Here is a 22,686-nt window from a genome sequence, read left to right as displayed (position 1 = left end):
TCCGCCGTAGCTCGAAGAGCGAAGGCGGAAGCGTGCCCACCACTTTGGTCGCAATCGCGAAACTCGACGGGCACGACGCAAGTGCGCCTTTGCCCACCCTACAGGAATTACGCAAACACCGCGTTGAACCGCTCCAGAAACTGCTTCTCGGCCCGCGCCGCGGTCCAGGGCGTGAGATAGTCGCGCCGGACGCTGTCGGAGAGGCCGGGATCGCGGCCGAACAGGCGTTTGGCCTCGGCATCGCTGAAGCCGGCGAGCTCGGTCGCTTCGAGATAAGCCGCGCCGCGGTCGGCGGCCTTGATCTGTTGCGTGATCTCGTCGGCCAATTCCGGCGGCAGCCCGAAACGGATGTGGATCGCACCGAGCAGGCGCTTCTCGACCGCCTTGTAGTGGCCGTCGAGCACGGCCTTGAACGGCGAGATCATGTCGCCGATCACATATTCGGGCGCATCGTGCAGCAGCGCGGCGAGCCGCAGGCGCTGATCGACCCGCGGCGCCTCGTGCCGCATCACGGTTTCCACCAGCAGCGTATGCTGTGCGACCGAGAAGATGTGGGCGCCGGTGGTCTGCCCGTTCCAGCGTCCCACCCGCGCCAGCCCATGCGCGATGTCGGCAATCTCGATGTCGAGCGGCGATGGATCGAGCAAATCGAGCCGCCGGCCTGACAGCATGCGCTGCCAGGCACGAGACGCCACGTCGCGTTCCGCCTTCTTCGCGCTCATTTGACCTTGAGGCGCGGTTTGCGCTGCGTCTTGCCGCAGCTCGCGTGGCAATGGCAGTCGACGAGATGGTCGTTGACCATGCCGGTTGCCTCCATGAAGGCGTAAACGATGGTCGGGCCGACGAACTTGAAGCCGCGGGAGGACAGCTCCTTTGAGATCTGCACCGAAAGGGACGTCGAGGCCGGCACGCTCGCGGTGGTCTTGAAATGGTTGACCTTGGGCCTTCCGTCCATGAAGTCCCACAGCAGCTTGGAGAAACCCGGGCCTTTCTCCATTATCTCCAGATAAGATCTTGCGCTCAGGATCGCGCCATCGATCTTGGCACGGTTGCGAACGATGCCCGCATCATTCATCAGGGCATGGACCTTCTGGGGCGTGTAGCGCGCGATTTTCTCCGGCTGGAAATCGTCGAAGGCTTTGCGGAAATTGTCGCGTTTGCGCAGGATCGTGATCCAGGACAAGCCGGCCTGGAACCCGTCGAGCATCAGCTTTTCATAGAGCGCGCGGTCGTCATATTCCGGCACGCCCCATTCGGTGTCGTGATAGGCGACGTAGAGCGGATCTTCGCCCGGCCACGGGCAGCGGGTCAGGCCGTCGGCATGGAGGCGCGGAGCACGGCTCATGCGATAGGCTGCTTCGTTGGAATGCGCACGACCTCAGGTTCGGCGAGGTGCAACGCAATGCCGCCGGCGCTGAGCGGCTGGTTTGCGTCGAGCGCATCGGCGACACGGTCGATGCGCACCAGCGCGATGCCCTTGCCGTCGGCAGTCGAGCCAATGGTACCGACCGGCTTGTCGCCGGCGAGAATGGTGGCACCGGTCTCGGGCGATGGCCCATCGAGCAGCACCTTGACGCTGCGGGTGCGCGCCGTGCCGCGATGCTGCATGCGCGACACGACCTCCTGGCCGACATAGCAGCCCTTGTCGAAATCGACGCCGGCCAGACGATCCATGTTGGTCTCGTGCGGGAACGCGTCGCTGTACATGAAATCCAGTCCGCCGCGCGGCACGCCAAGCGCGATGCGATGGGTCTCATAGGCTGCTGCATCGACCAGTTCGGCGCCGATGAGATCGGACAGCTTCTGCTTGAGATCTTCGGGGATCAGGATGCGATAGCCGAGCTCGCCATTGCGTGGGTCGGCGAAGGCGAGGTCGGGCTGAGCGGCAAGCTGGCCGTCCCAGGCCGCAAGCACGCCGAGACTGTCGGAGAGGTTTTCCACCGTGACCTTGGCGCGGAGCTTGTAGAATTTCAGCTTGGTGGCGAGGCCGTCGGCCAGCGCCCTCGGGCAGTCGATCAGGAACCCGCCGCCATGGCCAGCCGGCGCTTCCGTAATCAGGAAATCGACGATGATCTTGCCCTGCGGCGTCAGCAGCGCACCGAATCGGCCCAGGGCCGGCTTGAGCTTGTCGACATCGGTCGTGACGAGGCCATTGAGGAAGTTGCGCGCATCCTCGCCCGCGACCTTGACCACGCCCCGGTCCGGAAGAAACGCTGATTTCATACTAAAATCTCTTGCGACATGTTGCTCCGGAACGTAAGCCCGCAAGGCAAAAACGACAAGACCTCGAGCCCTGCGCTTGGGGACGAGAGAGGCCTCTAGCCATGACCCAGCGTTTCGACGTCATCCTCAAGGGCGGCACCGTGGTCAACCAGGACGGCGAGGGCGTTCGTGATATTGGCATCGTGGGTGGCCGTATTGCCGAGATCGGCGCGCTGTTGCAAGCCTCCGCCGCGGAGGTGATCGACTGCAAAGGCCTGCACGTCCTGCCCGGCGTTATGGACACGCAGGTGCATTTCCGCGAGCCCGGGCTGACGCACAAGGAGGACCTCGAAACCGGCTCACGCAGCGCCGTGATGGGCGGTGTCACGGCCGTGTTCGAGATGCCGAACACATCTCCATTGACGGTGAACGAGGCCGAGTTCACCGACAAGGTGAAGCGCGCCCATCACAATATGCATTGCGATTTCGCCTTCTTCATCGGCGGCACCCGCGAGAACGTGCAGGATCTGCCGGTGCTCGAACGCGCGCCGGGCTGCGCCGGCGTGAAGGTGTTCATCGGTTCCTCGACCGGCGCGCTGCTGGTGGAGGACGACGAAAGCCTGCGACGAATCTTCCAGGTGATCCGCCGCCGCGCGGCGTTCCATGCCGAGGACGAATACCGCCTCAACGACCGCAAATCGCTGCGCATCGAGGGCGATGCGCGCTCGCATCCGGTGTGGCGCGACGAGACCGCGGCGCTGATGGCGACGGAGCGGCTGGTCAAGCTCGCGCATGAGACGGGCAAGCGCATCCACGTGCTGCACATCTCGACCAAGGAAGAGATCGAGTTTCTGCGCGACCACAAGGATGTTGCATCCTGCGAGGCGACACCGCATCACCTCACGCTGGCCGCGCCGGAATGCTACGAGCGGCTCGGCACGCTCGCGCAGATGAACCCGCCGGTGCGCGGCGCCGATCACCGCGCCGGCGTTTGGCGCGGCATCGAACAAGGTATCATCGACGTGCTCGGCTCTGATCATGCGCCGCATACGCTGGAAGAGAAGCAGAAAACCTATCCGGCCTCGCCCTCCGGCATGACCGGCGTGCAGACGCTGGTGCCGATCATGCTCGATCACGTCAATGCAGGCCGCTTGTCGCTGGCGCGTTTCGTCGATCTCACCAGCGCCGGCCCCGCGCGTCTCTACAACATGGCCTGCAAGGGCCGCATCGCGGCCGGCTACGACGCCGACTTCACCGTTATCGACCTCAAGCGCAGCGAGACCATCACCAACAAATGGGTCGTCTCGAAAGCCGGATGGACCCCCTATGATGGCGTCCGCGTCACCGGCTGGCCCGTCGGCACCTTCATCCGCGGCCGCCGCGTGATGTGGCAGGGCGAACTCGTGACGCCGTCGCAAGGCGAGCCGGTGCGGTTTCTGGAGACACTGAAACAGTAGCCGCGAGGGCGTTGGAACACAGGAGGCGCTTTGTATCCGCAACCTCGTCATTGCGAGCGCAGCGAAGCAATCCATGCTGCCGCCGCGGAGGGATTCTGGATTGCTTCGCTGCGCTCGCAATGACGTAGGGAGAGAGCTACAATTCCGTTCGACAGGGAGAGTAGTCAATGAACCAACCGACCCCCCTCATCACGACCGAGCAACTCGCCGCCCAGCTCGGCGATCCCAGCCTTCGCCTCTACGACTGCACGACGTATCTGGAGCCAGCGCCTCCCGGCAGCGACATGCCCTATCGTGCAGTGCCCGGCGACAAGGCGTTCGAGGCCGGCCACATCCCGGGCGCCGATTTCCTCGATCTGCAAGGTGAGTTTTCCGACGCCTCCGCGCAGCACTTCTTCATGATGCCTGCCGTGGCGCAGTTGGAGGCCGCCTTCGGCCGCCACGGCCTCGATGCATCCAAAACCATCGTGCTCTACAGCATCGGCACGATGATGTGGTCGACGCGGTTTTGGTGGATGCTGCGTTCGCTTGGCGTCGACGCGCGCGTGCTCGACGGCGGTCTCGACAAATGGAAGGAAGAGGGACGGCCGATTGCGACGGGCGCACCCAAGGGGTATCCGGCCACGACGTTCAAGGCTGCGCCGCGCGCTGGGTTTTTCGTCGACAAGAACACCGTCGCGGCGCGGATCGGCGATCCCGTAACCGTTATCGTCAACGCGCTCGGGCCGCAGTTCCATCGCGGTCTCGAACCGAGCCGCTACGGCCGGCCCGGCCGCATTCCCGGCAGCGTCAACGTTCCGGCTGCAACGCTCACGACTGCCGACAAGACGCTGACGGCGCTTGCGGATGCCGAAGCAAAGTTCACCGCCCAAGGCATCACGCGTGACAAGAATGTGATCCTTTATTGCGGCGGCGGCATCTCGGCGACGATCGACCTGCTCATGCTGACGCAGCTCGGCTACGACAAGCTCACGCTGTACGACGCATCGATGGGTGAGTGGGCGAGGGATCCGGGGCTGCCGATCGAGACGGATTAGAGCTTTTTTCGGGAACCTTCTTGCCAGCCCTGCATCCAACGTTAGGAGAGCTGGAGACACGCCCGTGACCGCCATCCATCGCACTGCAATATTCCCCGCCCTGGATGCCAACGCGCCGGAGGCGGAGCTGATCTGCCGCGCGCTGGCCCGTGACGAGGCGGCTCTGCGCGCGATCATGCAGGCCAACAACCGCAGGCTCTATCGGCTTGCCCGCGGCATCCTGCGCAGCGACAGCGAGGCCGAGGATGTGGTGCAGGAGACCTATGTCCGCGCGTTCACGCGTCTTGAGAGCTTCCGCGGCGAGTCCGGTCTGTCGACATGGCTGTCGCGCATAGCGATCAACGAGGCGCTTACCCGGGTGAGGGCCCGGAAGCCGCATGTCGAACTGGACATGTTGCCGGACGCCGTACTCGAAGCACAGATCATCCAGTTCCCGCTGTCGTCCGCTGCAAGTGACCCGGAAAGATCTATGGCCCAACGTGAAATCCAGCGCGTCGTCGAGCGCGCGATCGATGAGTTGCCCGATGTCTTCCGCATGGTCTTCATCGCGCGGGTGATGGAGGGGATGAGCATGGAGGAGACCGCCGAACTGCTCGGCGTCAAGGTCGAGACCGTCAAGACGCGGTTGCATCGTGCGCGCACCATGCTGCGCGAGAACGTCGAGAGGAAGATCGGGCCGGTCGTGATGGATGCCTTTCCGTTCGCCGGCCAGCGCTGCGAGCGCCTCACCGAAGCCGTGCTGAAACGTCTCGGCGTCGGCGCGTAAATTTCCGGGAACGTTCGCGCGGAATTCTCATCCAACTCCTGTGCAAGCAATGCCGGCACAGCCACGGCGCCACAGGAGTATTAAACCATGTTCGTTCGATGGAGCGCAGCGATTGCTGCAGTCGCCCTTTTGTCCAGCCCTGCGCTCGCGCAAGGCGCTAAGCCGAGCGATCCGCAGATCGCGCACATCGCCTACACCGCAGGGGTGATCGACATCAATGCCGCCAAGCAGGCGGTGAAGAAAGCCAAGAACAAGGACGTCAAGGCCTTCGCCGAGGACATGCTGCGCGATCACGAGGCGGTCAACAAGCAGGCGCTCGCGCTGGTCAAGAGGCTCAATGTCACGCCCGAGGACAATGACACCAGCCGCGCGCTGTCGAAGCAGGCGAGCGACAAGCTCGCCGAGCTCGACAAGCTGGACGGCGCAGCGTTCGACAAGGCCTATGTCGCCAATGAGGTCGCCTACCACAAGACGGTCAACGGCGCGCTGGAGACCCAGCTCATTCCCTCGGCCAGCAATCCAGAGCTGAAGAGCCTGCTGCAGACGGGCTTGAAGATCTTCCAGGGGCATGAGCAGCACGCCGAGCATGTCGCGGCCGAGCTGAAATAGGGGAGAAGAGAATGCCGGGACGGTTGTCTTCGATGATGACAGCGATCGTGTTCGCAACGATGCTCGTCCCGGCACACGCCGCGACAATTCAGATCACGATGGAGAATCTGGAGATATCGCCGGCCGAAGTCTCGGTGAAGGTCGGCGATACGATCGAGTGGATCAACAAGGACGTCTTCGCCCACACCGCAACCGCGAGGAACGGCGATTTCGACGTGAACCTGCCGGCGAAGAAATCAGCGACGACGGTCGTGAAGAAGGTGGGGACGGTCGAATACTACTGTCGCTTTCATCCCAATATGAAAGCGACGCTCAAGGTCGAGCCGTAACGGACAGGGAACCGAGGGCTATTGCCGGGAGATGTCGACCGAGAACTCGCCGTTACGGATGCGCCCGGGAAATCCCTCGACGAACTTCGCCACCGCGTCTTCGCCATAGGTGCCGACGAGTTCGGCCAGCGCCGCGAACAGGCTGGCCTGCGCCAGGCAATCGCCGTCGACGCCGTCATGGCGCGCCTCGGCCCAGGCTTCGTTGAGATAGCTCAGCGCGGCCTGTTTCTGCTCGTGATCGGGCAGCGGCGCGCGTGCGGGGGCGTAGGACACTGAATGGCTCATGAAACTCGTTAGGGCTGGGGCGCGATCCACGGCGATGCGCTGTTCGAGAGGTGTAGCACGCGCGTTAACGCCCGCTAGGCCACATCTTTAAGAACGGTTAACGGCTGTGAACAAAGACGATGACAGGGTTCCTTCGCGCGTCTCAGTTCGCGTAACGCGCCGTGAGATCCCGAGAAATCTTCGAGCCTTCTTCGATGTAGCGGCGGATTGCGACGGTCGCGGCCGGCGTGCAGCTCCGGTAGGTCTGCTGAAAGCCGTTATAGCCGCGGTTGAAGCCGGCGATCATGCGGGTGCGGCGCTCGCCGGCGGGCGTTTCGGCATCGATCAATGCCTGCATCTCGCTGCGCCATTTGTTGCCTTCGTTGGAGCCGCAGATGCCGCGCAGATAATGCAGGCCGCCCAGGATCTCGGCCAACCGTTGCAAATCGGCGTCGAACGGCGCCGCCACGTCCTGGGCCCGGGCGGGCGCGGAGGCGCAGGCGAGAATCAGGGCAAAAATGGCCAGAAATCGCGTGGACATCGGCCGCTGTATGCCTCCTCGGGACGATGGACGCAAGGCGGGCGGGAACGGCCGTCAGGGTGCGATCAGGCGGTGGGCGGACTGGATGACCTCCTCGAGGCCCCCCGTCAGCTGGAGGTCGCCCAGGCTGGCCAGTGCGTCCGGTGCGACCCAGCGGACATCGTCGAGCTCGTCGTTCAGGACCGGCTCCCTGGCCGTCCAGCGAGCGGCAAAGGACATGATCAGGTAATGGCCGGCGCCGGGTGCGGCCGGCAGCACCTCACGCCAGCCGGCAAGGCCGATGATCTCGATGCCGAGCCCCGTCTCCTCATCGACCTCGCGCGCCAGCGCCTGCTGCAGCGATTCGCCGAACTCGACCCGGCCGCCGGGGAGCGAATAAAACCCCTTTGCGGGCGAGCGGGCACGGCGGACCAGCAGCACTTTGCCGTCACGAAAAATGGCGGCCGAGACGGCGAGCTGGGGATGGCTGGGCTGGACGACCGGGGCCATTCTCGTCACCTCCCCAGAGCTCAATTCGCCATGATGGTGTCGATGTCGGCCTCCGCGCCGCCATTGATGATGCCGCCGCAGGCCGCGATCAGCGGCTTGACCCAGAGGGTAGCTTGCTCAGCGAGCCGGACGCGGGTCGTGTCCTTCTCGACATCGCACATGGCCGAGCCGACCGCGGTCAGGATCGACGTCATGGTATCGGTGAGATGGTCGAACTGGGCGCGCACGGACGGCTCGGCCTTCTCATAGGCTTCGATGGCGAGATCGCGCGCCTTGAAATTCGAGGCGGTGAAGTGCTCGGCGTAGGACAGTGGCGACCAGGTCAAGAAATCTTCGGCGCATTCCGGCATGTCCGGCACCATTTCGAGCAGCATCACGGCTTCATTGAAATGGTTGAGATAGTCGGTGGCAAGCCCGGTCCGCGGATTGATGTTGGCCACGCGCAGCCGCTCAGCCCAGGCCGCGGCCTCGGGCCCCGTCTGTCCATGCGTCCGGGCGGCTTGGGAGACCGTTGAGCTCATCCGCCGCAGTGTTAACGTTGGGGGTTAAAAGGACCTGAACGGACCCTATATGGACGGCCAAGGATGTGTGGACGCTTCGTCATAACTTCGGCCCCCGCGGCTTTACGGCAACTGTTTGGCTATATCGAGCAGCCGAATTTCCCGCCCCGGTACAATGTGGCCCCGACACAACCGATTCCAGTCGTGCTGGTCGAGAACGGCGCTCGCCATTTCCGCCTGATGCGCTGGGGCTTGCTGCCGACCTGGGCCAAGGATCCCCGCGGCTTTACCTTGCTGATCAACGCCCGCTCCGAGACGGTGCTGGACAAGCCCGCGTTCAAGAACGCCATTCGCCGGCGCCGCGGCGTGATCCCGGCCGACGGCTATTACGAGTGGAAGGCCGTCGACGGCCGCAAGCAGCCCTTCTTCATCCATCGCGCCGACGGCGCGCCGCTCGGCTTCGCTGCGATTTTCGAGACTTGGGCCGGGCCGAACGGCGAGGAGGTCGACACGGTCGCAATCGTCACGGCGGCGGCGAGCGAGGATCTCGCCGCGCTGCATGACCGCGTGCCCGTGACCATCAGCCCGCGCGATCTCGAACGTTGGCTCGACACCCGCGGCGACGAGATCGATGCGGTCCTGCCGCTGATGACCGCGCCGCGCATCGGCGAATTCGCCTGGCACCCCGTGTCCACCCGCGTCAACCGTGTCGCCAATGACGACGAGCAGCTATTGCTGCCGATCAGCGCGGAGGAGATGGAGGTCGAGGCGTTGAAGCCGAAGAAGGTGATGCGCAAGGCGGCAGCCGGTTCGGCGGATGACGGGCAGGGGTCGCTGTTTTAGTCGTGGCCACAGAGCACCGTGTCGTCCGGGACAAGCGAGCTCCAACGCGAAGCCTTGTCAGAGCGAGAGCAGATCCGGGAGGACGTTGGAGTTTGTCGCGCCGCCCTCACACGATCTCCCTTGCCCTCAACTCCGCAATGTCCGCCGCATCAAAGCCGAGTTCGCTCAGCACCGCATCGGTATCCGCGCCCAATTCCGGCGCCATCCGGTCGAGCCTGCCGCCGCCATGCGCGAGCTTGAATCCGCTGCCGGCAAAGCGCAGTCGGCCGTAGGGGGTGTCCAGCTCCTGGATCGCTCCGCGCGCCTTGATCTGCGGATGATCGATGATCTCCTCGATCTTCCAGATGCTGGCGCAGGGCGCGCCGGAATCTTCCAAAATCGCCTCCCATTCGCGCGCTGGCCTTGCTGCGAGCGCTTCCTCGATGATGGCGCGCAGAGCCGGCTCGTTCTCGTTGCGCGAGAACCAGTCGGCAAAGCGCGGATCGGACAGCGTGTCCTCGCGGCCGAGCGCGGACATCAGCGCGCGATACTGCTTCTCGTTGTTGACGGCGAGCAGGATGTAACCGTCGCCGGCCTTGAAGAGATTGGCGGTGGTCTTGCGGCTCACCGCCTGATTGCCGGACAGCTGCTGGCGGTGGCCGGCGACCGACCAATCGGCGATTTGCCCCGATAGAAACGCCATCGTGGCTTCCAGCATCGAGACGTCAATGAGCTGGCCCTTGCCGGTGCGGTCGCGCTGGTACAGCGCGCTCGATACGCCGAACGCGGCGGTGGCGCCCGACAGCACGTCGCACACCGCAAAGCCCGCGCGCGTCGGCCCGGTCTCGGGATGGCCTGTGATCGCCATGATGCCGGACAACGCCTGCATCTTGCCGTCATAGCCGGGCCGCAGGCGATCCGGGCCGGTCTGGCCGAAGCCGGACACCGCGCAGTAGATCAGCTTCGGGTTGACCGCGGACAGCGCCTCATAGCCGATGCCGAGCTTGTCCATCACGCCGGGGCGGAAGTTCTCCATGACGACGTCGACCTGCGCGGCCAGCCTCTTCACGACGGCGATCGCATCGGGCTTTTGCAGGTCGAGCGTCAGGCTGCGCTTGTTGCCGTTGATGGCCTGGAAGGCAGGGGCGAGCCCGCGATCGGCCCATTCGCGCGACAGCGGCGTGCGGCGCATATCCTCGCCCTCGCGCCGTTCGACCTTGATGACGTCGGCACCGAGCAATGCAAGCTGGTAACTCGCATAGGGGCCGGCCAGCACTTGCGTGAAATCCAGGATCTTCACGCCCTCGAACGGTCGCGTCACGTCTCTCTCCCCGATGTTGTTTGTTGCTGGAGGACGTCAGGCGGCGCGATTGCCGCGCGCGATCTCCTTCTGCTTGTCGAATTCGGCGCGCCGCCGCGCCAGCTCTTCCGGGCTCATCTGCGCGACATTGTTGTAGTCGAGCTTCCAGGAGGCGTCCTCGCTCCAGCGCAGCGGCGATTGCATGGTGGTCTGCGGGCCGCTCGCGGCCTCCAGCAGTTTTAGCGCCAGCTCCAATGTCTGCGCCTGCGAGGCGAGATCGTGCGGCTTGCCGGCGGAATTGCCGAGCGGGAACTCCGAGAACAGGAACCGCGGCACGGCGGCGTGCTCGATGATGTCCTTGGCGCAGCCCATCACTACGGTCGGAATTCCATGGGCCTCGAGATGCCGCGCCACCAGCGCCGTGGTCTGGTGGCACACCGGGCAGTTCGGCACCAGCACGGCGGCGTCGACCTTGTCAGCAAGGCAGCGCGCCAGGATTTCCGGCGCGTCGATATCGAGCGTGACGCGGTGGCTTCGATTGGTCGGCGCGCCGAAGAAGCGCGGGGCCACTTCGCCGATGCGCCCGGCGGCGGAGGCTTTCAGGAGCTGCGGCAGCGGAAACCAGGTGCCGTTGTCCGTGGCCGTGGTGTGCTTGCGATCGTAGCCGATGTGCGAGATACGAAGGTCGTGCTGTTTCGCGGTGTCGCCGTCATAGACCTGGTAGAATTTGGCGCCGCCATTGTACGCCGCGCCGGGTCCCTGGTCGCCCTTGGCCGGATCATACGGCGCAGCCGTTGTGATGAGGGTGATCCTGGATTGCGAAAGCTTCTTCGTCAGCGGCTGGAACGGCGCCTCGGTGTAATGCGCCCAGCGATACGGCGTGGTGTAGCCGATCGCCGCATAATAGTCGCGCGTGCGCTGCATGTAGGGGACGGGGGCGTCGTAGTCGGGCGCAAAGCCGAATTCATCGTCGCGCGGAGCGGACATGGGCGCGTCTCCTGGTTTGTCGAGTCCAGATTAGAGATAGTCGGTGGCTAGCTCAACAGCGGGCGTTGCGGCGCAGGTCAGAATTGCAGGCATATTAGAGCGGATTGCGTTGGTTTTTCCCTTCTCCCACGGGGGGAGAAGGGAAGAAGGCAGCTGCGCCTACCGAAACAGATGCAGCGCTGCGTATTGCAGCAGCATGATCGCCTTGGCGTCGATAATGCGTCCGTCGGCGATCATGGCGAGCGCTTCGTCGATGCCGAGCTCGATCACCTCGATGTCCTCGCCCTCATGCTCCAGGCCGCCGCCGTCGCTGACCCGCATCTCCGGCTCGTATTCGGCGACGAAGAAATGCAGCTTCTCGGTGATGGCGCCGGGGCTCATGAACGCCTCGAACACCTTGTGGACGTGGTGCAGGCGATAGCCGGTTTCCTCCTCGGCTTCGGCGCGGATGCGCACCTCGGGAGAAGCATCGTCCAGCACGCCGGCGGCGGCTTCGATCAGCAGATCGTCGTAGCCGCGGATAAACACCGGCAGCCGGAACTGGCGCACCAGGATCACCGTGCGCCCGACGCGGTTGTAAGGCAGCACGGCTGCGGCGTTGTCGCGCTCATAGGTTTCGCGGTGCTGGGTCTGCCATTCGCCATTGGCGCGCCGGTAGTCGAACGTCGTCTCTTTCAGTGGCGTCCAGTTGTCCGAGAGCACGCGGACGTCCTTGATGCGGACGCGGTCGGAAATCGTCATGGCTCGATCTCAGTTGTTGGGAGTGGTATCGCGGCCGTCGAGCCACTTCTGGAACATCACCGAGGTGGATTCCTCGAATCCGAGCGAAACGTAGAACGCATTGGCCTGCTCGTTCCCGCGCCGGACCAGGAGCTGCAGCTTGGCAATCCCGGCCTGGCGGAGCCAGTCTTCCACCGCCGCCATGAGCACGCGGCCGTAGCCGCGCTTGCGGCAGTCGGGATCGACCGCGACGTAGTACACCCAGCCGCGATGGCCGTCATGGCCGACCATGGCGGTCGCGACGATTGCGCCGGCCTCGCGTCCGACCATGATGGTGGAATTGTCGCGTCGCCGCGCCAGTGCGATGTCGGCATGCGGATCGTTCCAGGGCCGCGTCAGGCCGCAGCGCTGCCACAGCGCGACGACAGGCTCGACGTCGACATCGGTGATCTCCTCGATCGTCAGGGCAGAGGACATAGACACGTTCACAGCACTTTCCCCGGGTTCATGATTCCAAGCGGATCGAGCATCGCCTTGATCGACCGCATCAGCTCGATCGCGGTCTTGTCCTTGACGTCAGGCAGCTCGTCGCGCTTGAGCACGCCGATGCCGTGCTCGGCCGAGATCGAGCCGCCCATGCGCAGCACGATCGCGAACACGACGGCATTCATCTCGTGCCAGCGCGCCAGGTAATCCGCGGTGTTGGCGCCAATGGGCTGGCTGACATTGTAGTGCAGATTGCCGTCGCCGAGATGGCCGAACGGCACCGGCCGTGCGCCGGGGATCAGCTTGACCACGGCGGCATTGGCCTCCGCGATGAAGGCGGGCACGGCAGCGACCGGCACGGAGATGTCGTGCTTGATCGAGCCGCCCTCCGGCTTCTGCGCCGACGACATCTCGTCGCGCAGCTTCCAGAATGCGGCGCGCTGGCTGAGATTGGCCGCTATCACGGCGTCGTCGACGATCTCGTCTTCCATCGCGCGGGACAGGATGGTCTCCAGCGGCGCGCGGGCATCATCGCCGGCTGAGGACAATTCCATCAGCACGTACCAGGGATGCTTCGCCTGAAGCGGATCGCGCACGTCGATGCCGTGGCGGATCGAGAAATCGACCGCCATCTCCGACAGCAGCTCGAAGCTGGTCAGCGCATTGGCGGCCTCGCTTTGCGCGATCGTGAGCAGGCTCAAGGCCGCCTCCGGCGACTTCAGCCCGGCGAAGGCGGTCTCGATCGCCCGCGGCTTCGGAAACAGTTTCAGCGTCGCCGCCGTGATGATGCCGAGCGTGCCTTCCGCGCCGATGAAGAGGTTGTGCAAATTGTAGCCGGTGTTGTCCTTCTTCAGTTTCGACAGCGCGTTGAGCACGCGCCCGTCGGCCAGCACGACCTCTAACCCCAGCGCCATCTCGCGCGCGACGCCGTAGGCGAGCGCGGCGGTGCCGCCGGCATTGGTCGAGAGATTGCCGCCGATCGTGCAGCTGCCTTCGGCGCCGAGCGACAGCGGAAACAGCCGGTCGACGTCTGCCGCCTTCTGCTGCGCGACTTGCAGCACCACGCCGGCCTCGCAGGTCATGGTATTCGAGGCGACGTCGATTTCGCGGATCTTGTCGAGGCGGCGCAGCGACACCAGGACCTCGCCATTGTGCGGCGTCTGGCCGCCGACGAGGCCGGTATTGCCGCCCTGGGGCACCAGCGCGATTGCATGCTCCGAGGCGAGCTTGCAGATCGCGGCGACTTCCGCCGTCGAGCCTGGACGCAGCACCAGCGGCGAGCGGCCGTGGAACAAATTGCGCTCCTCGGTGACATAGGCCTCGATGTCGGCTGCATCGGTGATCGCATGCTTCTCGCCGACGATCTTGCGGAATTGTTCGATCAGCCCGGGCGCAAGCGGAGGGGTGGCAGTCTTGTTGATGTTCATGTCCTCGTCTCTTGATTCACCGCGCAACCGCAGCCCGCCGCAGCCGGTCGTTGATTGCCTCGCCCAAAGCTTCCTCGGGGATCGGCATCACCGCGATCGCCCGCGGGCTCTTCGCATCGAGCGCCCGAAGATAGCCGAACAGATTGGCGGCGGCTTCATCGAGATCAGCCGTGGGCGACAAATTCATGACACTCGAAGCAGCGTCCAGGCCGGTTGGAAGCGCGGGGCCGAACGCCAGCAGCGCTTCGCCCGGGGCGATGTCGCGCACATTGAGCCGCACGGTCGCGCGCGGCGCGTAATGCGACGCAAGCATGCCCGGCGCCAGCGGCTGGCTGTTGTCGCTCTCCGCTTCCGCAGGCGGTCGCGCCAAGGCAGCGCCGAGCACGGCCTCGATCCGCTCGCGTGAAAGTCCGCCGGGACGCAGCAGCATTGGCGCGTCGAAGCAGCCGACGATGGTTGATTCGACGCCGACCTCGACCGGTCCGCCATCGACGATCAGGTCGATCCGCCCCGAAAGGTCGCTTTCGACATGGGCAGCGAGCGTCGGCGAGACGTGGCCGGAGATATTTGCGGACGGCGCCACCACCGCCCCGCCAAAGGCGCGCAGGATCGCCTGCGCCATCGGGTGCGCCGGGATGCGGATCGCGACCGTATCGAGGCCCGCGGTGGCGAGCTCAGCCACCGGGCAGCCCTCCGTCTTCGGCACCACCAGCGTCAGCGGCCCCGGCCAGAACGCCTCCGCAAGCCGCAAAGCGCGCGCGTCGAACCGGCCGATCGCCTGCGCGGCCGCGAGGTCGGCGACGTGCGCGATCAGCGGATTGAACGCCGGCCGGCCCTTGGCGGCATAGAGATGGGCGATCGCCGTCGCATTGGCGGCGTCCGCTCCGAGTCCATAGACCGTCTCGGTCGGGAACGCGACCAGCCCGCCGGCCGCCAGCCTCCGGGCGGCCATCTCGGCGGCGGCCGGGCCAGCCGGCAGAATCAGCGTTTCAAGCCTCGTTTTCACTGGGACGAAATTCCTCAAATCGGCCGCTTGCGGTGCGCCAAACCCAACGCTATAAGCCGGCCTCTTGTCGGAGTGTGGCTCAGCCCGGTAGAGCACTGCGTTCGGGACGCAGGGGTCGCAGGTTCGAATCCTGCCACTCCGACCATTATCTCAAAAGTTGACGTTTTCCAGAGGCTTGGCGGACTAGCCGCCAGCGCCTCGGGAGCGCCTTTTTGCAACGATTTTCGAGACGGGTCCACGGCCGATTTGGCCGGGCAGGGCAGCCTGTCGTGGCGGCATGGCTATTCGCAGAGCGATGGCGCAGGCCGCAGCTCGAAGGAGACGACAACCCGCTTCGCTTTGATCCGGCCGTGCACGCCGTAGCTTGAATCGAAGCTCAGGGTCGTATCCTCGCTATTGGTGCGGACGAAATATCTTGGCGAAGCTCCAGCTCCTGCAGTGTCGCATCATGGAATGAAGGCCCATCTTTGAACCGGGAGCACAACGCTTCCCCGCCTTTCAGATCGGCGATCGTCGCTTTGGTCATCGGTCGACTCTCCTGCAACAACTGCGGTGTCTCGACGGACAACCAAATGCATTGTTAGGGTCGTCACAACTCCGATCACCAGCCCCACCTATTTCCGCAGCAACTCGCTCAACGCCTCCGTTGCCTCGGCGCAGCGGATGTCATCGATCTCCCGCGACAGGCTGAGCGCGCTCGATCTCAGTTCTTCGAACTTGGAGCTCTCGGGATGGTGGTTTTCGAGCTGGCTGAGGCGCTTGTTGAGATCGTCCAGTCTGGATTGGAGCTGCCCGATGCTGGCCGCCCCATTCACTTTCCAAACGCGTTGTGCACGCATCGTCGTTCCCCTGCTAGTCTCACGGCGTTGTGAGCGGGGTTCATGGCTGGAATGGGAGTTTCTTTTGTCCAGCTTCAGACCGTGGGGAACCGTTGCATATTGGCAACGCAAATCTGCCCCGCCGCCCTATGCCTGGCAGCGGAGCACGTCGCGTTGCCAGCCCGTCAGTACCATCGCATCAGGCGGCACGTGACCATTCGAGCGATTGTTTCTCAAGGCGGTTTTCCAGGATCGTGATGCTCATCCGGATATTGTCGCGTCGGGCCCTCAGGTTCAGCGCGAGCATCGGGTAGGCAAGGTTCTTTGGGTCGGAGATTCCCGCCTTCCGCTCTTCCTCCAAAATGTCGGCGTCGAGCATTTGCGTCCGCCAGCGCAGATCGGAAATCAGCGCGTGGAGCTGTGTCGGGATAGTCGCCTCAAAACGGGACGTCGCCTGCATGTCATCGCCTCACTGTGAGACAGACCCACTGCGGGTCTGAGCAATTGAGGGCAACTCAGCAAGGAGGATGCCAGCGCGTCGGCTGATGCAGCACGTCGCCGTTCAGCGGGGTCCTCCGTCACCGCCGCGCCACCACCACACCCGCAAGGAACGCAACCATGAGCGCCGGCAGCGGTGCCTCGCGGACCATGCCGCGGACGATCTCGGGCCAGCGTCGATCGGTCTCGCGCGCCCGGGACCTGATTTCACCCGTCGATTCGATGCCCCAGTCCGATGCGAGCTCGGCGATCTCGCCCGAGGCCAATCTCTCGCCGTCGCGAATCCGGAAGACAGCGGTGCTTGATCGGTCGCGTGGCTCCAGCGCCATCCACGTCGCAATCGCCGTGCGCAGCGTCATCTCGCCATAACCTTGCAGTCTGACCAATTCCTCGGGGTCAGATGTCATGCGAACCTCTCCTCCAGACCGCAAAATGATGCGCGGCGCCAAAGGCGGCGATCGCGCAGAGAACCAGCGCCGAGATTGCGCCGGTGACGCCACGCGCCAGACGCGCTCGTGTCAGATGTCTCGCCATGTTCGTCTCCTCCGCTCTTCGCCTCCTGGAACAATTGAGCCCGAGGCATCTGGTTCCTCGCCAGCCAAATTGCCTCCATGCGGAGCCGGAACGATTGCCACTCCTTCCCGTTGCCGCAGGGGCCTCGATGACGAGGCGATCGAGGCACCCATGCCGCTCATCCGCTACTTCGTCTTTGTCGGCGGCGCTTTGCTCGCGCTCCTGTTCGTTGCAGACCGCTACATGGACAGTCCGGTGAGTGCGGCCGCCGGGATGGGCCCGGACGTCTCGATAGCGCGCATTCATTCCGCGCAGACATGGCCGGAGAAGATCGTCTTCGACACCAGCGTGCGGCAAATTTCACTGTCCAGGACGGTCTCGGATGTGCCGCCGTCCGCGCCGGTCGCGACGGTGGCACCGGCCACGCAGGACAGTACGCGCCAGGCTTTTGCGATGGTGACGCAACCTGCCCCGGAGCTGAAGCAGGCCGTGCCGGCCGTTCCCAACAAGCGCGTCGCGGAGCGGCACCGTCGGCGCCAACCGTCGCGCTTGGCGGCGCGCGGCCCGCCGATGTTCTTCAACGAGCCCTTCTCGGCGGGATGGTAAGTCGCACTCCGTGGCAATCCGAACGGCCGCCGCGTGGGCCCGCTATATCACAGTTTGTCGTCATGGCTTGCTGCGCGGCGCAAGGCCTGCCGCGTAGCTGGGCATCCGTGCCGGCCAGCGAGGCTATGCCCACGGCGCCACGCGCGATAGGCTTGGCTCGGATACGATGCGGGGAAGCGAAGGGCAGACGCGTGGCGAGATTTGTCAATGTTGCAGCCGGCCAGCTGGGTCCGATTGCGAGAGCCGAGACGAGAACTGAGGTCGTGGCGCGGCTGATGGCGTTGATGCGCCAAGCCAAGGCCAATGGCTGCGATCTGATCGTCTATCCTGAGCTCGCACTCACCACGTTCTTTCCGCGCTGGTACTTCGAGGACCAGGCCGAGATCGACGGCTTTTTCGAGCGCGAGATGCCTGGCGCGGAGACGCAAGCCCTGTTCGACCTCGGGCGCGAGATCGGGATCGGCTTCTATCTCGGTTATGCCGAGCTGACGGTCGAGGCCGGAGTCACCCGCCGCTTCAATACCTCCATCCTGGTCGACAAGAGCGGCACCATCCTCTCGAAGTACCGCAAGGTCCATCTGCCCGGCCACGCCGAGCACGAGCCCTGGCGCACGTTTCAACATCTGGAAAAGCGTTATTTCGAGCCCGGCACCGGCTTCGGTGTGATCGACGTCTTCGGCGGCACGATGGGGATGGCGATCTGCAATGATCGCCGCTGGAGCGAGACCTATCGGGTGATGGGACTCCAGGGCGTCGAAATGGTGCTGATCGGCTACAACACCCCGGTGCACAACCCGCCGGCGCCCGAGCATGACGACCTCTCGCTGTTCCATAACCATCTGGTCATGCAGGCCGGCGCCTATCAGAACGGCACCTTCGTGGTCGGAGTCGCCAAGGCCGGCGTCGAGGAGGGCGTGGACCACATCGGCGGCAGCTGCATCATCGCGCCCTCGGGTGAAATCATGGCTGCCTGCACGACGAAAGGCGACGAGATCGCACTGGCGCGCTGCGATCTCGATCTCTGCAACTCCTACAAGCGCACCACCTTCAATTTCGACGTCCATCGCCAGCCGCGCGCCTACGGACTGATCGTGGAGCGCAGGGGCGTGAGCATCATGGCGGACGGAACGCCGGTGCGGTCGAAGCGGTGATCTCGACCTTGTAGCCCGGATGGAGCACAGCGCAATCCGGGACGTCTGTTGGCGAGGTTCGCGGCGGCCCCGAGCAGATCCAGAGTCTTTCCGTGGAGGGATTCTGGAGCCCCATCACAACCACGTGTCTTTATTCGGGAACGATCATTCCCTATTGTCCCGCAATGCAAAAAGCCACTCGAAAGTCCAAGCCTGTTGCCCATTCACCCGGTCGGCCCCGCGAGTTCGACATGGACGCTGCCCTGGACGGGGCGGTCAGGGTGTTTTGCGAGCGCGGTTATCATGCCACTTCGATCGGGGATCTGACCGCCGCGATGCGGCTTGCCACCGGCAGCGTCTATAAGGCCTTTCGGGACAAGCATGCCGTATTCCTGGCCGCCTTCGAGCGCTACGTCGCGGTGCGCGGTGAGCAGACCCGTAGCGCGGCTGCGCGCGGGGCAAACGGCCGTGAGCAGCTGCGCAACGTGCTGCTGTCCTATCTCGAGCACTCCCAGGGCAGCGAGGGCCGCCGCGGCTGCATCGTGGTCGGCAGCGCGGTCGAGCTGTCGGCGGTCGATCCGGTGATCCGCACGCGCGTCACTGCGCAACTGAGGAGCAACGAGACCTTCATCGCCGGCCTCATTCGCGAAGGGCAGGCCGATGGTTCGATTCCTGGCCATATCGACGCCGATGACACCGCGCGCCTGATGATCTGCCTGACGCAGGGCCTGCGCGTGGCCGGCAAGGCGCGCCTGCCGCTCGATGGCGAGCGGCTGGTCGGCGTCGCGATGAAGCTGCTCGCCTGAATTTTTGTCAAATTAGGAAATGATCATTTCCTATCTGTGGAGACTTGAAGTGCCGGAGAATCTGGAATGACGATGAATGCCACCATCGATGCCGCGCCCGAGCCGGATGCGGTGTCGCAGCGACTGACCTTCGTGCTTGCCGCGGCCTGTGGCATGGTCGCCGCCAACATCTATTATGCCCAGCCACTGATCGCGCCAATCAGCGCCGCGCTCGGCCTCTCGCATGCCGCGGCCGGGTTGATCGTTACCATGACCCAGATCGGCTACGGCACGGGCCTGCTTTTCATCGTGCCGCTTGGCGATCTCGTCGAGAACCGCACGCTGATCTGCACCGTCATCACGCTCGGCGCGGCGGCCCTGCTTGTGGCTGCGTTTGCGACCCACGCGCTGCCGTTCCTGATCGCCGCGCTGTTCATCGGACTTGGTTCGGTGGCGGTGCAGATCATCATCCCCTATGCGGCGCATCTTGCGCCGGAAGCCATTCGCGGCCGCGTTGTCGGCAACGTTTCGACCGGCTTGATGCTCGGCATCATGCTGGCGCGCCCGGTGTCGAGCTTCGTCACCGCGGTCCTGTCCTGGCATGCCATCTTCTTCGCCTCCGCCGCGCTCATGATCGTGCTCGCAGCAGTGCTCTGGATGACACTGCCGAAGCGCAAGCCGGTCGCGCGCATGCATTATGGTGCGCTGTTGATGTCGATGCCGCATCTGGCGCTCGCTACGCCGCTGCTGCGGCGCCGCGCGCTCTACCAGGCGGGGCTGTTTGGCGCCTTCGCTCTGTTCTGGACCGTAGTGCCACTCCAGCTCGCGAGTGAATTCGGCTTCAGCCAACAGGGCATTGCGCTGTATGCGCTCGCCGGCGTCGCTGGCGTGTTCTCTGCTCCGATCGCGGGACGGCTCGCCGATAGCGGCCATAGCCGCATCGCCACGATCGTTGCGATGATGCTGGTGGCCGCGGGCTTCCTGGTGACGCATATCGGCGCGGCAGGATCGGAGCTCAATCTCGCTTGTCTCGTGATCGCCGCGATCGCCATCGATTTCGGCGTGCAGGGCAACGTCGTGCTCGGATTCCGCGCCATTTTCCTGCTCGGGCACGAGCATCGCAGCCGTCTCAACGGCCTGTACATGGCGACGTTCTTCGCCGCCGGTGCGGCGGGCTCTGCGCTCGGCACCTGGGCGTTCGTGCAGGGCGGCTGGACCCTCGCCTCCAGCATCGGCCTGGCGCTTCCCGTCGCCGCCTTGCTCTATGCCGCTACCGAGTAGCGGCGCCGCCGTCCGATGTTGCGTTGCGGCGGGTTTACCAAGCCAGCGGCCAAGCTATTTCCGTCTCGCGATTTCAATGCGGCTGTAGTACTTTGGTCGCAATTGGGCTTGGTGAACAGGCGGCAGGGGAGGCCCATGAGGCGTGCGGGACTGTTTGGCGTACCGCGGGTACGGCCATGGTCGTGGCAGGCATTTCTGCTCGGCTTTGCAATCGTGGCGGCCTCGGCCGCAGTTCAGGGCGTCTGCGTCGCGCTAGGCGCAAAGCTCTATTTTGCGGCGTTCATTCCCAGTATCTTCCTGGTCGGAATTCTGGCCGGCGCGCCCGCGGCTGCATTCGCCGTGCTGCTCATCATTCCGCTGGTGTGGTGGGCGTTCATGCCGCCGTTCTTCGAGTTCAGTGCGTTGACCAGCGCCCATACAGATTCCATCAACCTGTTCTTCCTGCTTGCCGTGCTCCTGATCGGCCTCGCCGATCTCTGCCGCGAGACGATTGCGATCATCCGCCGCGGCGGGCTGAAGCCTTCCGGCAAGAGCGCGGCAACGAATCCGCAATAGATGACGGCACGACAGGCCTCGCGTTGCGCAGCCGCAACAGTCCGGCAACCATCGGCGCGCTTCCCGCGCGCCGCTAACGTTTCGAAAAAGATTTGACCGCAAATTCCCCCACGGGAAGGACGAGGGAGTTTTCGACATGAACGGCCAAATGAACGGTCACGCCATCTTTGAGAACGTGCGCCGCTACCGCGGTATCGCATCGCTCTATCGCCAGACCGCAGCATTTCGGCCGCGCCAGAGCTGGTCGCTGCTGGAGCAGGCGAACCAGTGGGAGGCGCGAGCGCTGATGGAGCTGGAAGCCTATTTCGCCAGCCGGGCGGATCATGCCGTCCAGCTTGCTGCCTGATCGTTAACCATCGGCGTTTCAGCTCGATTCGGTGCCACTACGGAATTGCCTCGGTGTCCACGTGTGCTAGCAACGCGCCGAACGAGATCTCTCACGTCAGCCGGGGGCCAACAATGATCACCTTTAATCGCATCTTCACAACCGAGCGCCTGCTCCAGATCATTGTCATTCTGGCCGCAACGGTCGCCATGAAGCTCATGGCCTGAACGCTAGCAGTCTATCGTCCGGCGAGTTCGGGCATATCGGGCAGATAATTCGCGCCCTCCGAGCCCAGAAAATCGAACATCGCCTGCGCCGGCGGCAGAAGCACCTTGTCGCTGCGGCGGATCACGTACCATTGCCGGACGATAGGCAAGCCGGCGACGTCGAGCACGACGAGCCGGCCTTCGGCGAGCTCATGCGCGACCGTGTGCGCCGAGATGAAGGCGATGCCGAGCCCGGCGATCACCGCCTGCTTGATGGTCTCGTTGCTGCTCATCTCCATGCCGATGATCGGCTCCAGGTCCGACTTCTGGAACATGCCCTCCATCAGCGTGCGGGTGCCTGACCCCCGGCTCGCGCGTGAGGAAAGTCTCGTGCACAAGATCGGTCAGGCTGAGGCCGGAGTCCTTCTCGAGCCAGTGCCCCTTGCGCGCAATGATGATGTGGGGATTGCGCCCGAGCTGACGGACGTCGACGCTGACATCGGCCGGTGGCCGACCCATTACCGCGAAATCGAGATCGTAACCGTGCATGGCGTCGCGGATCTCCTCGCGATTGCCGACGGTCAGCTTGATCTCGATCTTCGAAAAGCGCTTGGAGAACGCCGCGATCGCGTGCGGCACGAAATACTTGGCGGTCGAGACTGCGCCCAGATGCACGGTGCCTCCGGTGCGCCCTGCAAGGAGGTCGAGCGCACCCTGGCAGTCGGCGATTGCAGCCTCGACACGTTCGGCCAATGACAGCACCTCCTTGCCCGCTTCCGTCAGCAGCATGCCGTCGCCGGTCCGTTGCACCAGCGGCAGCCCGGCGAGATCCTGAAGCTGTCGCAGTTGCTGCGTCACCGCCGGCTGCGTCAGCCCGAGTTGGGTCGAAGCTGCGGTGACGCTGCCCTTGGCCGAGAGCGCCGCAAGCGAACGCAATTGCCGGATCGTCAAATGCCGGAGCTGGGTCGCCGCATGGCTAGGACTATTATAAGGAAATTTTTTGGCATCTATCATGAATAGAAATTTT

At 64.4% G+C, this 22,686-nt stretch carries 30 protein-coding genes, 1 tRNA gene and 1 pseudogene; 13 read left to right on the top strand and 19 right to left on the bottom strand.

Annotated elements, in window-relative coordinates:
- Positions 1-107 precede the first annotated feature (107 nt).
- From AB8Z38_RS14685 to AB8Z38_RS14675, 3 genes are read right to left on the bottom strand one after another with little or no spacing between them, the layout of a single operon-like run.
- A complete protein-coding gene (locus AB8Z38_RS14685) occupies positions 108-722 on the bottom strand; it encodes a YfbR-like 5'-deoxynucleotidase (protein WP_369725818.1) in 615 nt (204 codons plus the stop codon).
- On the bottom strand, positions 719-1,345 hold the full coding sequence (locus AB8Z38_RS14680; protein ID WP_369725817.1) for a DNA-3-methyladenine glycosylase I: 627 nt from the start codon (positions 1,343-1,345) through the stop codon (positions 719-721). The genes AB8Z38_RS14685 and AB8Z38_RS14680 overlap by 4 nt, the downstream gene beginning before the upstream one ends.
- The gene (locus tag AB8Z38_RS14675; RefSeq protein ID WP_369725816.1) at positions 1,342-2,223 is read right to left on the bottom strand and encodes a folate-binding protein YgfZ; all 882 of its coding nucleotides are present in this window, start codon (positions 2,221-2,223) and stop codon (positions 1,342-1,344) included. Before AB8Z38_RS14675 ends, AB8Z38_RS14680 begins: the two co-directional genes overlap by 4 nt.
- Before the next feature lie 101 nt (positions 2,224-2,324).
- Here AB8Z38_RS14675 and AB8Z38_RS14670 point away from each other — a divergent pair, with 101 nt between their 5' ends.
- The 5 genes from AB8Z38_RS14670 (at position 2,325) to AB8Z38_RS14650 (ending at position 6,400) form a co-directional block, all read left to right on the top strand.
- Complete coding sequence (locus AB8Z38_RS14670) at positions 2,325-3,659, top strand: dihydroorotase (protein ID WP_369725815.1); 1,335 nt, start codon at positions 2,325-2,327, stop codon at positions 3,657-3,659.
- Positions 3,660-3,826: 167 nt separating this feature from the next.
- A complete protein-coding gene (locus AB8Z38_RS14665) occupies positions 3,827-4,696 on the top strand; it encodes a sulfurtransferase (protein ID WP_369725814.1) in 870 nt (289 codons plus the stop codon).
- 64 nt (positions 4,697-4,760) lie between these two features.
- Positions 4,761-5,462, top strand: coding sequence for an RNA polymerase sigma factor (locus AB8Z38_RS14660; protein WP_369725813.1), 702 nt, complete (start codon positions 4,761-4,763; stop codon positions 5,460-5,462).
- A gap of 87 nt (positions 5,463-5,549) precedes the next feature.
- The gene (locus tag AB8Z38_RS14655; protein WP_369725812.1) at positions 5,550-6,071 is read left to right on the top strand and encodes a DUF4142 domain-containing protein; all 522 of its coding nucleotides are present in this window, start codon (positions 5,550-5,552) and stop codon (positions 6,069-6,071) included.
- An 11-nt stretch (positions 6,072-6,082) separates the two neighbouring features.
- A complete protein-coding gene (locus AB8Z38_RS14650; protein ID WP_369725811.1) occupies positions 6,083-6,400 on the top strand; it encodes a cupredoxin domain-containing protein in 318 nt (105 codons plus the stop codon).
- A gap of 18 nt (positions 6,401-6,418) precedes the next feature.
- Here AB8Z38_RS14650 and AB8Z38_RS14645 read toward each other — a convergent pair whose 3' ends face one another.
- The 4 genes from AB8Z38_RS14645 to AB8Z38_RS14630 all read right to left on the bottom strand — a co-directional run bounded on the left by AB8Z38_RS14645 (position 6,419) and on the right by AB8Z38_RS14630 (position 8,215).
- Complete coding sequence (locus AB8Z38_RS14645; protein WP_369725810.1) at positions 6,419-6,685, bottom strand: hypothetical protein; 267 nt, start codon at positions 6,683-6,685, stop codon at positions 6,419-6,421.
- A gap of 142 nt (positions 6,686-6,827) precedes the next feature.
- A complete protein-coding gene (locus AB8Z38_RS14640; RefSeq protein WP_247502827.1) occupies positions 6,828-7,205 on the bottom strand; it encodes a TIGR02301 family protein in 378 nt (125 codons plus the stop codon).
- Positions 7,206-7,259: 54 nt separating this feature from the next.
- Positions 7,260-7,694, bottom strand: a complete 435-nt coding sequence (locus tag AB8Z38_RS14635) for an NUDIX hydrolase (protein WP_369725809.1) — start codon at positions 7,692-7,694, stop codon at positions 7,260-7,262.
- A 20-nt stretch (positions 7,695-7,714) separates the two neighbouring features.
- Positions 7,715-8,215 (bottom strand): hypothetical protein, encoded by a 501-nt coding sequence (locus tag AB8Z38_RS14630; RefSeq protein ID WP_369725808.1) that lies wholly within the window; start codon positions 8,213-8,215, stop codon positions 7,715-7,717.
- Between the two features lie 63 nt (positions 8,216-8,278).
- Between AB8Z38_RS14630 and AB8Z38_RS14625 the strand changes: the two genes are divergently transcribed.
- On the top strand, positions 8,279-9,037 hold the full coding sequence (locus AB8Z38_RS14625; protein WP_369725807.1) for an SOS response-associated peptidase: 759 nt from the start codon (positions 8,279-8,281) through the stop codon (positions 9,035-9,037).
- A gap of 106 nt (positions 9,038-9,143) precedes the next feature.
- Here AB8Z38_RS14625 and AB8Z38_RS14620 read toward each other — a convergent pair whose 3' ends face one another.
- From AB8Z38_RS14620 to AB8Z38_RS14595, 6 genes are all read right to left on the bottom strand, one after another.
- Entirely contained in the window at positions 9,144-10,337 is a 1,194-nt protein-coding gene (locus AB8Z38_RS14620; RefSeq protein WP_369725806.1) for a CaiB/BaiF CoA transferase family protein, read from the bottom strand.
- 36 nt (positions 10,338-10,373) lie between these two features.
- Positions 10,374-11,303 carry a glycine/sarcosine/betaine reductase selenoprotein B family protein gene (locus tag AB8Z38_RS14615; RefSeq protein ID WP_369725805.1) on the bottom strand — a complete coding sequence of 310 codons (930 nt, stop codon included), beginning with the start codon at positions 11,301-11,303 and terminating at the stop codon, positions 10,374-10,376.
- Positions 11,304-11,462: 159 nt separating this feature from the next.
- Positions 11,463-12,044 carry an NUDIX domain-containing protein gene (locus AB8Z38_RS14610; RefSeq protein ID WP_369725804.1) on the bottom strand — a complete coding sequence of 194 codons (582 nt, stop codon included), beginning with the start codon at positions 12,042-12,044 and terminating at the stop codon, positions 11,463-11,465.
- Between the two features lie 9 nt (positions 12,045-12,053).
- The gene (locus AB8Z38_RS14605) at positions 12,054-12,500 is read right to left on the bottom strand and encodes a GNAT family acetyltransferase (RefSeq protein WP_369725803.1); all 447 of its coding nucleotides are present in this window, start codon (positions 12,498-12,500) and stop codon (positions 12,054-12,056) included.
- Positions 12,501-12,508: 8 nt separating this feature from the next.
- On the bottom strand, positions 12,509-13,936 hold the full coding sequence (locus AB8Z38_RS14600) for an FAD-binding oxidoreductase (RefSeq protein WP_369725802.1): 1,428 nt from the start codon (positions 13,934-13,936) through the stop codon (positions 12,509-12,511).
- Positions 13,937-13,952: 16 nt separating this feature from the next.
- Positions 13,953-14,942, bottom strand: a complete 990-nt coding sequence (locus AB8Z38_RS14595) for an L-threonylcarbamoyladenylate synthase (RefSeq protein ID WP_369725801.1) — start codon at positions 14,940-14,942, stop codon at positions 13,953-13,955.
- Positions 14,943-15,010: 68 nt separating this feature from the next.
- Here AB8Z38_RS14595 and AB8Z38_RS14590 point away from each other — a divergent pair.
- Positions 15,011-15,087 (top strand) — tRNA-Pro (locus AB8Z38_RS14590).
- Between the two features lie 231 nt (positions 15,088-15,318).
- Here AB8Z38_RS14590 and AB8Z38_RS14585 read toward each other — a convergent pair.
- The 5 genes from AB8Z38_RS14585 to AB8Z38_RS14565 all read right to left on the bottom strand — a co-directional run bounded on the left by AB8Z38_RS14585 (position 15,319) and on the right by AB8Z38_RS14565 (position 16,792).
- Positions 15,319-15,468: a hypothetical protein gene (locus AB8Z38_RS14585; RefSeq protein WP_369725800.1), complete on the bottom strand. Its 150-nt coding sequence runs from the start codon at positions 15,466-15,468 to the stop codon at positions 15,319-15,321.
- Between the two features lie 88 nt (positions 15,469-15,556).
- Positions 15,557-15,781 (bottom strand): hypothetical protein, encoded by a 225-nt coding sequence (locus tag AB8Z38_RS14580; protein WP_369725799.1) that lies wholly within the window; start codon positions 15,779-15,781, stop codon positions 15,557-15,559.
- A gap of 178 nt (positions 15,782-15,959) precedes the next feature.
- Complete coding sequence (locus tag AB8Z38_RS14575; protein ID WP_369725798.1) at positions 15,960-16,220, bottom strand: hypothetical protein; 261 nt, start codon at positions 16,218-16,220, stop codon at positions 15,960-15,962.
- Between the two features lie 118 nt (positions 16,221-16,338).
- Entirely contained in the window at positions 16,339-16,665 is a 327-nt protein-coding gene (locus tag AB8Z38_RS14570) for a hypothetical protein (protein ID WP_369725797.1), read from the bottom strand.
- Positions 16,655-16,792 carry a hypothetical protein gene (locus tag AB8Z38_RS14565; RefSeq protein WP_369725796.1) on the bottom strand — a complete coding sequence of 46 codons (138 nt, stop codon included), beginning with the start codon at positions 16,790-16,792 and terminating at the stop codon, positions 16,655-16,657. The genes AB8Z38_RS14570 and AB8Z38_RS14565 overlap by 11 nt, the downstream gene beginning before the upstream one ends.
- 150 nt (positions 16,793-16,942) lie before the next feature.
- Between AB8Z38_RS14565 and AB8Z38_RS14560 the strand changes: the two genes are divergently transcribed.
- From AB8Z38_RS14560 to AB8Z38_RS14535, 6 genes are all read left to right on the top strand, one after another.
- A complete protein-coding gene (locus AB8Z38_RS14560; protein ID WP_369725795.1) occupies positions 16,943-17,377 on the top strand; it encodes a hypothetical protein in 435 nt (144 codons plus the stop codon).
- Between the two features lie 191 nt (positions 17,378-17,568).
- A complete protein-coding gene (locus AB8Z38_RS14555) occupies positions 17,569-18,528 on the top strand; it encodes an N-carbamoyl-D-amino-acid hydrolase (protein ID WP_369725794.1) in 960 nt (319 codons plus the stop codon).
- A 230-nt stretch (positions 18,529-18,758) separates the two neighbouring features.
- Positions 18,759-19,313 (top strand): TetR/AcrR family transcriptional regulator, encoded by a 555-nt coding sequence (locus AB8Z38_RS14550; RefSeq protein WP_369725793.1) that lies wholly within the window; start codon positions 18,759-18,761, stop codon positions 19,311-19,313.
- Between the two features lie 66 nt (positions 19,314-19,379).
- Entirely contained in the window at positions 19,380-20,573 is a 1,194-nt protein-coding gene (locus AB8Z38_RS14545) for an MFS transporter (protein WP_369725792.1), read from the top strand.
- Between the two features lie 135 nt (positions 20,574-20,708).
- Complete coding sequence (locus AB8Z38_RS14540) at positions 20,709-21,128, top strand: DUF4118 domain-containing protein (protein ID WP_369725791.1); 420 nt, start codon at positions 20,709-20,711, stop codon at positions 21,126-21,128.
- 136 nt (positions 21,129-21,264) lie between these two features.
- A complete protein-coding gene (locus tag AB8Z38_RS14535; protein WP_369725790.1) occupies positions 21,265-21,474 on the top strand; it encodes a hypothetical protein in 210 nt (69 codons plus the stop codon).
- A gap of 217 nt (positions 21,475-21,691) precedes the next feature.
- Here the strand turns inward: AB8Z38_RS14535 and AB8Z38_RS14530 are convergent.
- Positions 21,692-22,670, bottom strand: a pseudogene (locus tag AB8Z38_RS14530) (LysR family transcriptional regulator).
- Positions 22,671-22,686 lie beyond the last annotated feature (16 nt).

The sequence above is a fragment of the Bradyrhizobium sp. LLZ17 genome (genome assembly GCF_041200145.1).
In the GTDB taxonomy this organism is placed as follows: domain Bacteria; phylum Pseudomonadota; class Alphaproteobacteria; order Rhizobiales; family Xanthobacteraceae; genus Bradyrhizobium.
The sequence above is the reverse complement of the archived record's forward strand: the minus strand, read 5'-3'. Positions and strand labels throughout refer to the sequence as shown.

Coding starts and splice junctions, on each gene's coding strand:
- AB8Z38_RS14685 (WP_369725818.1), bottom strand. CDS start 722: ATGAGCGCGAAGAAGGCGGAACGCGACGTGGCGTCTCGTGCCTGGCAG.
- AB8Z38_RS14680 (WP_369725817.1), bottom strand. CDS start 1,345: ATGAGCCGTGCTCCGCGCCTCCATGCCGACGGCCTGACCCGCTGCCCG.
- AB8Z38_RS14675 (WP_369725816.1), bottom strand. CDS start 2,223: ATGAAATCAGCGTTTCTTCCGGACCGGGGCGTGGTCAAGGTCGCGGGC.
- AB8Z38_RS14670 (WP_369725815.1), top strand. CDS start 2,325: ATGACCCAGCGTTTCGACGTCATCCTCAAGGGCGGCACCGTGGTCAAC.
- AB8Z38_RS14665 (WP_369725814.1), top strand. CDS start 3,827: ATGAACCAACCGACCCCCCTCATCACGACCGAGCAACTCGCCGCCCAG.
- AB8Z38_RS14655 (WP_369725812.1), top strand. CDS start 5,550: ATGTTCGTTCGATGGAGCGCAGCGATTGCTGCAGTCGCCCTTTTGTCC.
- AB8Z38_RS14650 (WP_369725811.1), top strand. CDS start 6,083: ATGCCGGGACGGTTGTCTTCGATGATGACAGCGATCGTGTTCGCAACG.
- AB8Z38_RS14645 (WP_369725810.1), bottom strand. CDS start 6,685: ATGAGCCATTCAGTGTCCTACGCCCCCGCACGCGCGCCGCTGCCCGAT.
- AB8Z38_RS14640 (WP_247502827.1), bottom strand. CDS start 7,205: ATGTCCACGCGATTTCTGGCCATTTTTGCCCTGATTCTCGCCTGCGCC.
- AB8Z38_RS14635 (WP_369725809.1), bottom strand. CDS start 7,694: ATGGCCCCGGTCGTCCAGCCCAGCCATCCCCAGCTCGCCGTCTCGGCC.
- AB8Z38_RS14630 (WP_369725808.1), bottom strand. CDS start 8,215: ATGAGCTCAACGGTCTCCCAAGCCGCCCGGACGCATGGACAGACGGGG.
- AB8Z38_RS14625 (WP_369725807.1), top strand. CDS start 8,279: ATGTGTGGACGCTTCGTCATAACTTCGGCCCCCGCGGCTTTACGGCAA.
- AB8Z38_RS14615 (WP_369725805.1), bottom strand. CDS start 11,303: ATGTCCGCTCCGCGCGACGATGAATTCGGCTTTGCGCCCGACTACGAC.
- AB8Z38_RS14610 (WP_369725804.1), bottom strand. CDS start 12,044: ATGACGATTTCCGACCGCGTCCGCATCAAGGACGTCCGCGTGCTCTCG.
- AB8Z38_RS14605 (WP_369725803.1), bottom strand. CDS start 12,500: ATGTCCTCTGCCCTGACGATCGAGGAGATCACCGATGTCGACGTCGAG.
- AB8Z38_RS14600 (WP_369725802.1), bottom strand. CDS start 13,936: ATGAACATCAACAAGACTGCCACCCCTCCGCTTGCGCCCGGGCTGATC.
- AB8Z38_RS14585 (WP_369725800.1), bottom strand. CDS start 15,468: ATGACCAAAGCGACGATCGCCGATCTGAAAGGCGGGGAAGCGTTGTGC.
- AB8Z38_RS14580 (WP_369725799.1), bottom strand. CDS start 15,781: ATGCGTGCACAACGCGTTTGGAAAGTGAATGGGGCGGCCAGCATCGGG.
- AB8Z38_RS14575 (WP_369725798.1), bottom strand. CDS start 16,220: ATGCAGGCGACGTCCCGTTTTGAGGCGACTATCCCGACACAGCTCCAC.
- AB8Z38_RS14570 (WP_369725797.1), bottom strand. CDS start 16,665: ATGACATCTGACCCCGAGGAATTGGTCAGACTGCAAGGTTATGGCGAG.
- AB8Z38_RS14565 (WP_369725796.1), bottom strand. CDS start 16,792: ATGGCGAGACATCTGACACGAGCGCGTCTGGCGCGTGGCGTCACCGGC.
- AB8Z38_RS14560 (WP_369725795.1), top strand. CDS start 16,943: ATGCCGCTCATCCGCTACTTCGTCTTTGTCGGCGGCGCTTTGCTCGCG.
- AB8Z38_RS14550 (WP_369725793.1), top strand. CDS start 18,759: ATGGACGCTGCCCTGGACGGGGCGGTCAGGGTGTTTTGCGAGCGCGGT.
- AB8Z38_RS14545 (WP_369725792.1), top strand. CDS start 19,380: ATGACGATGAATGCCACCATCGATGCCGCGCCCGAGCCGGATGCGGTG.
- AB8Z38_RS14540 (WP_369725791.1), top strand. CDS start 20,709: ATGAGGCGTGCGGGACTGTTTGGCGTACCGCGGGTACGGCCATGGTCG.
- AB8Z38_RS14535 (WP_369725790.1), top strand. CDS start 21,265: ATGAACGGCCAAATGAACGGTCACGCCATCTTTGAGAACGTGCGCCGC.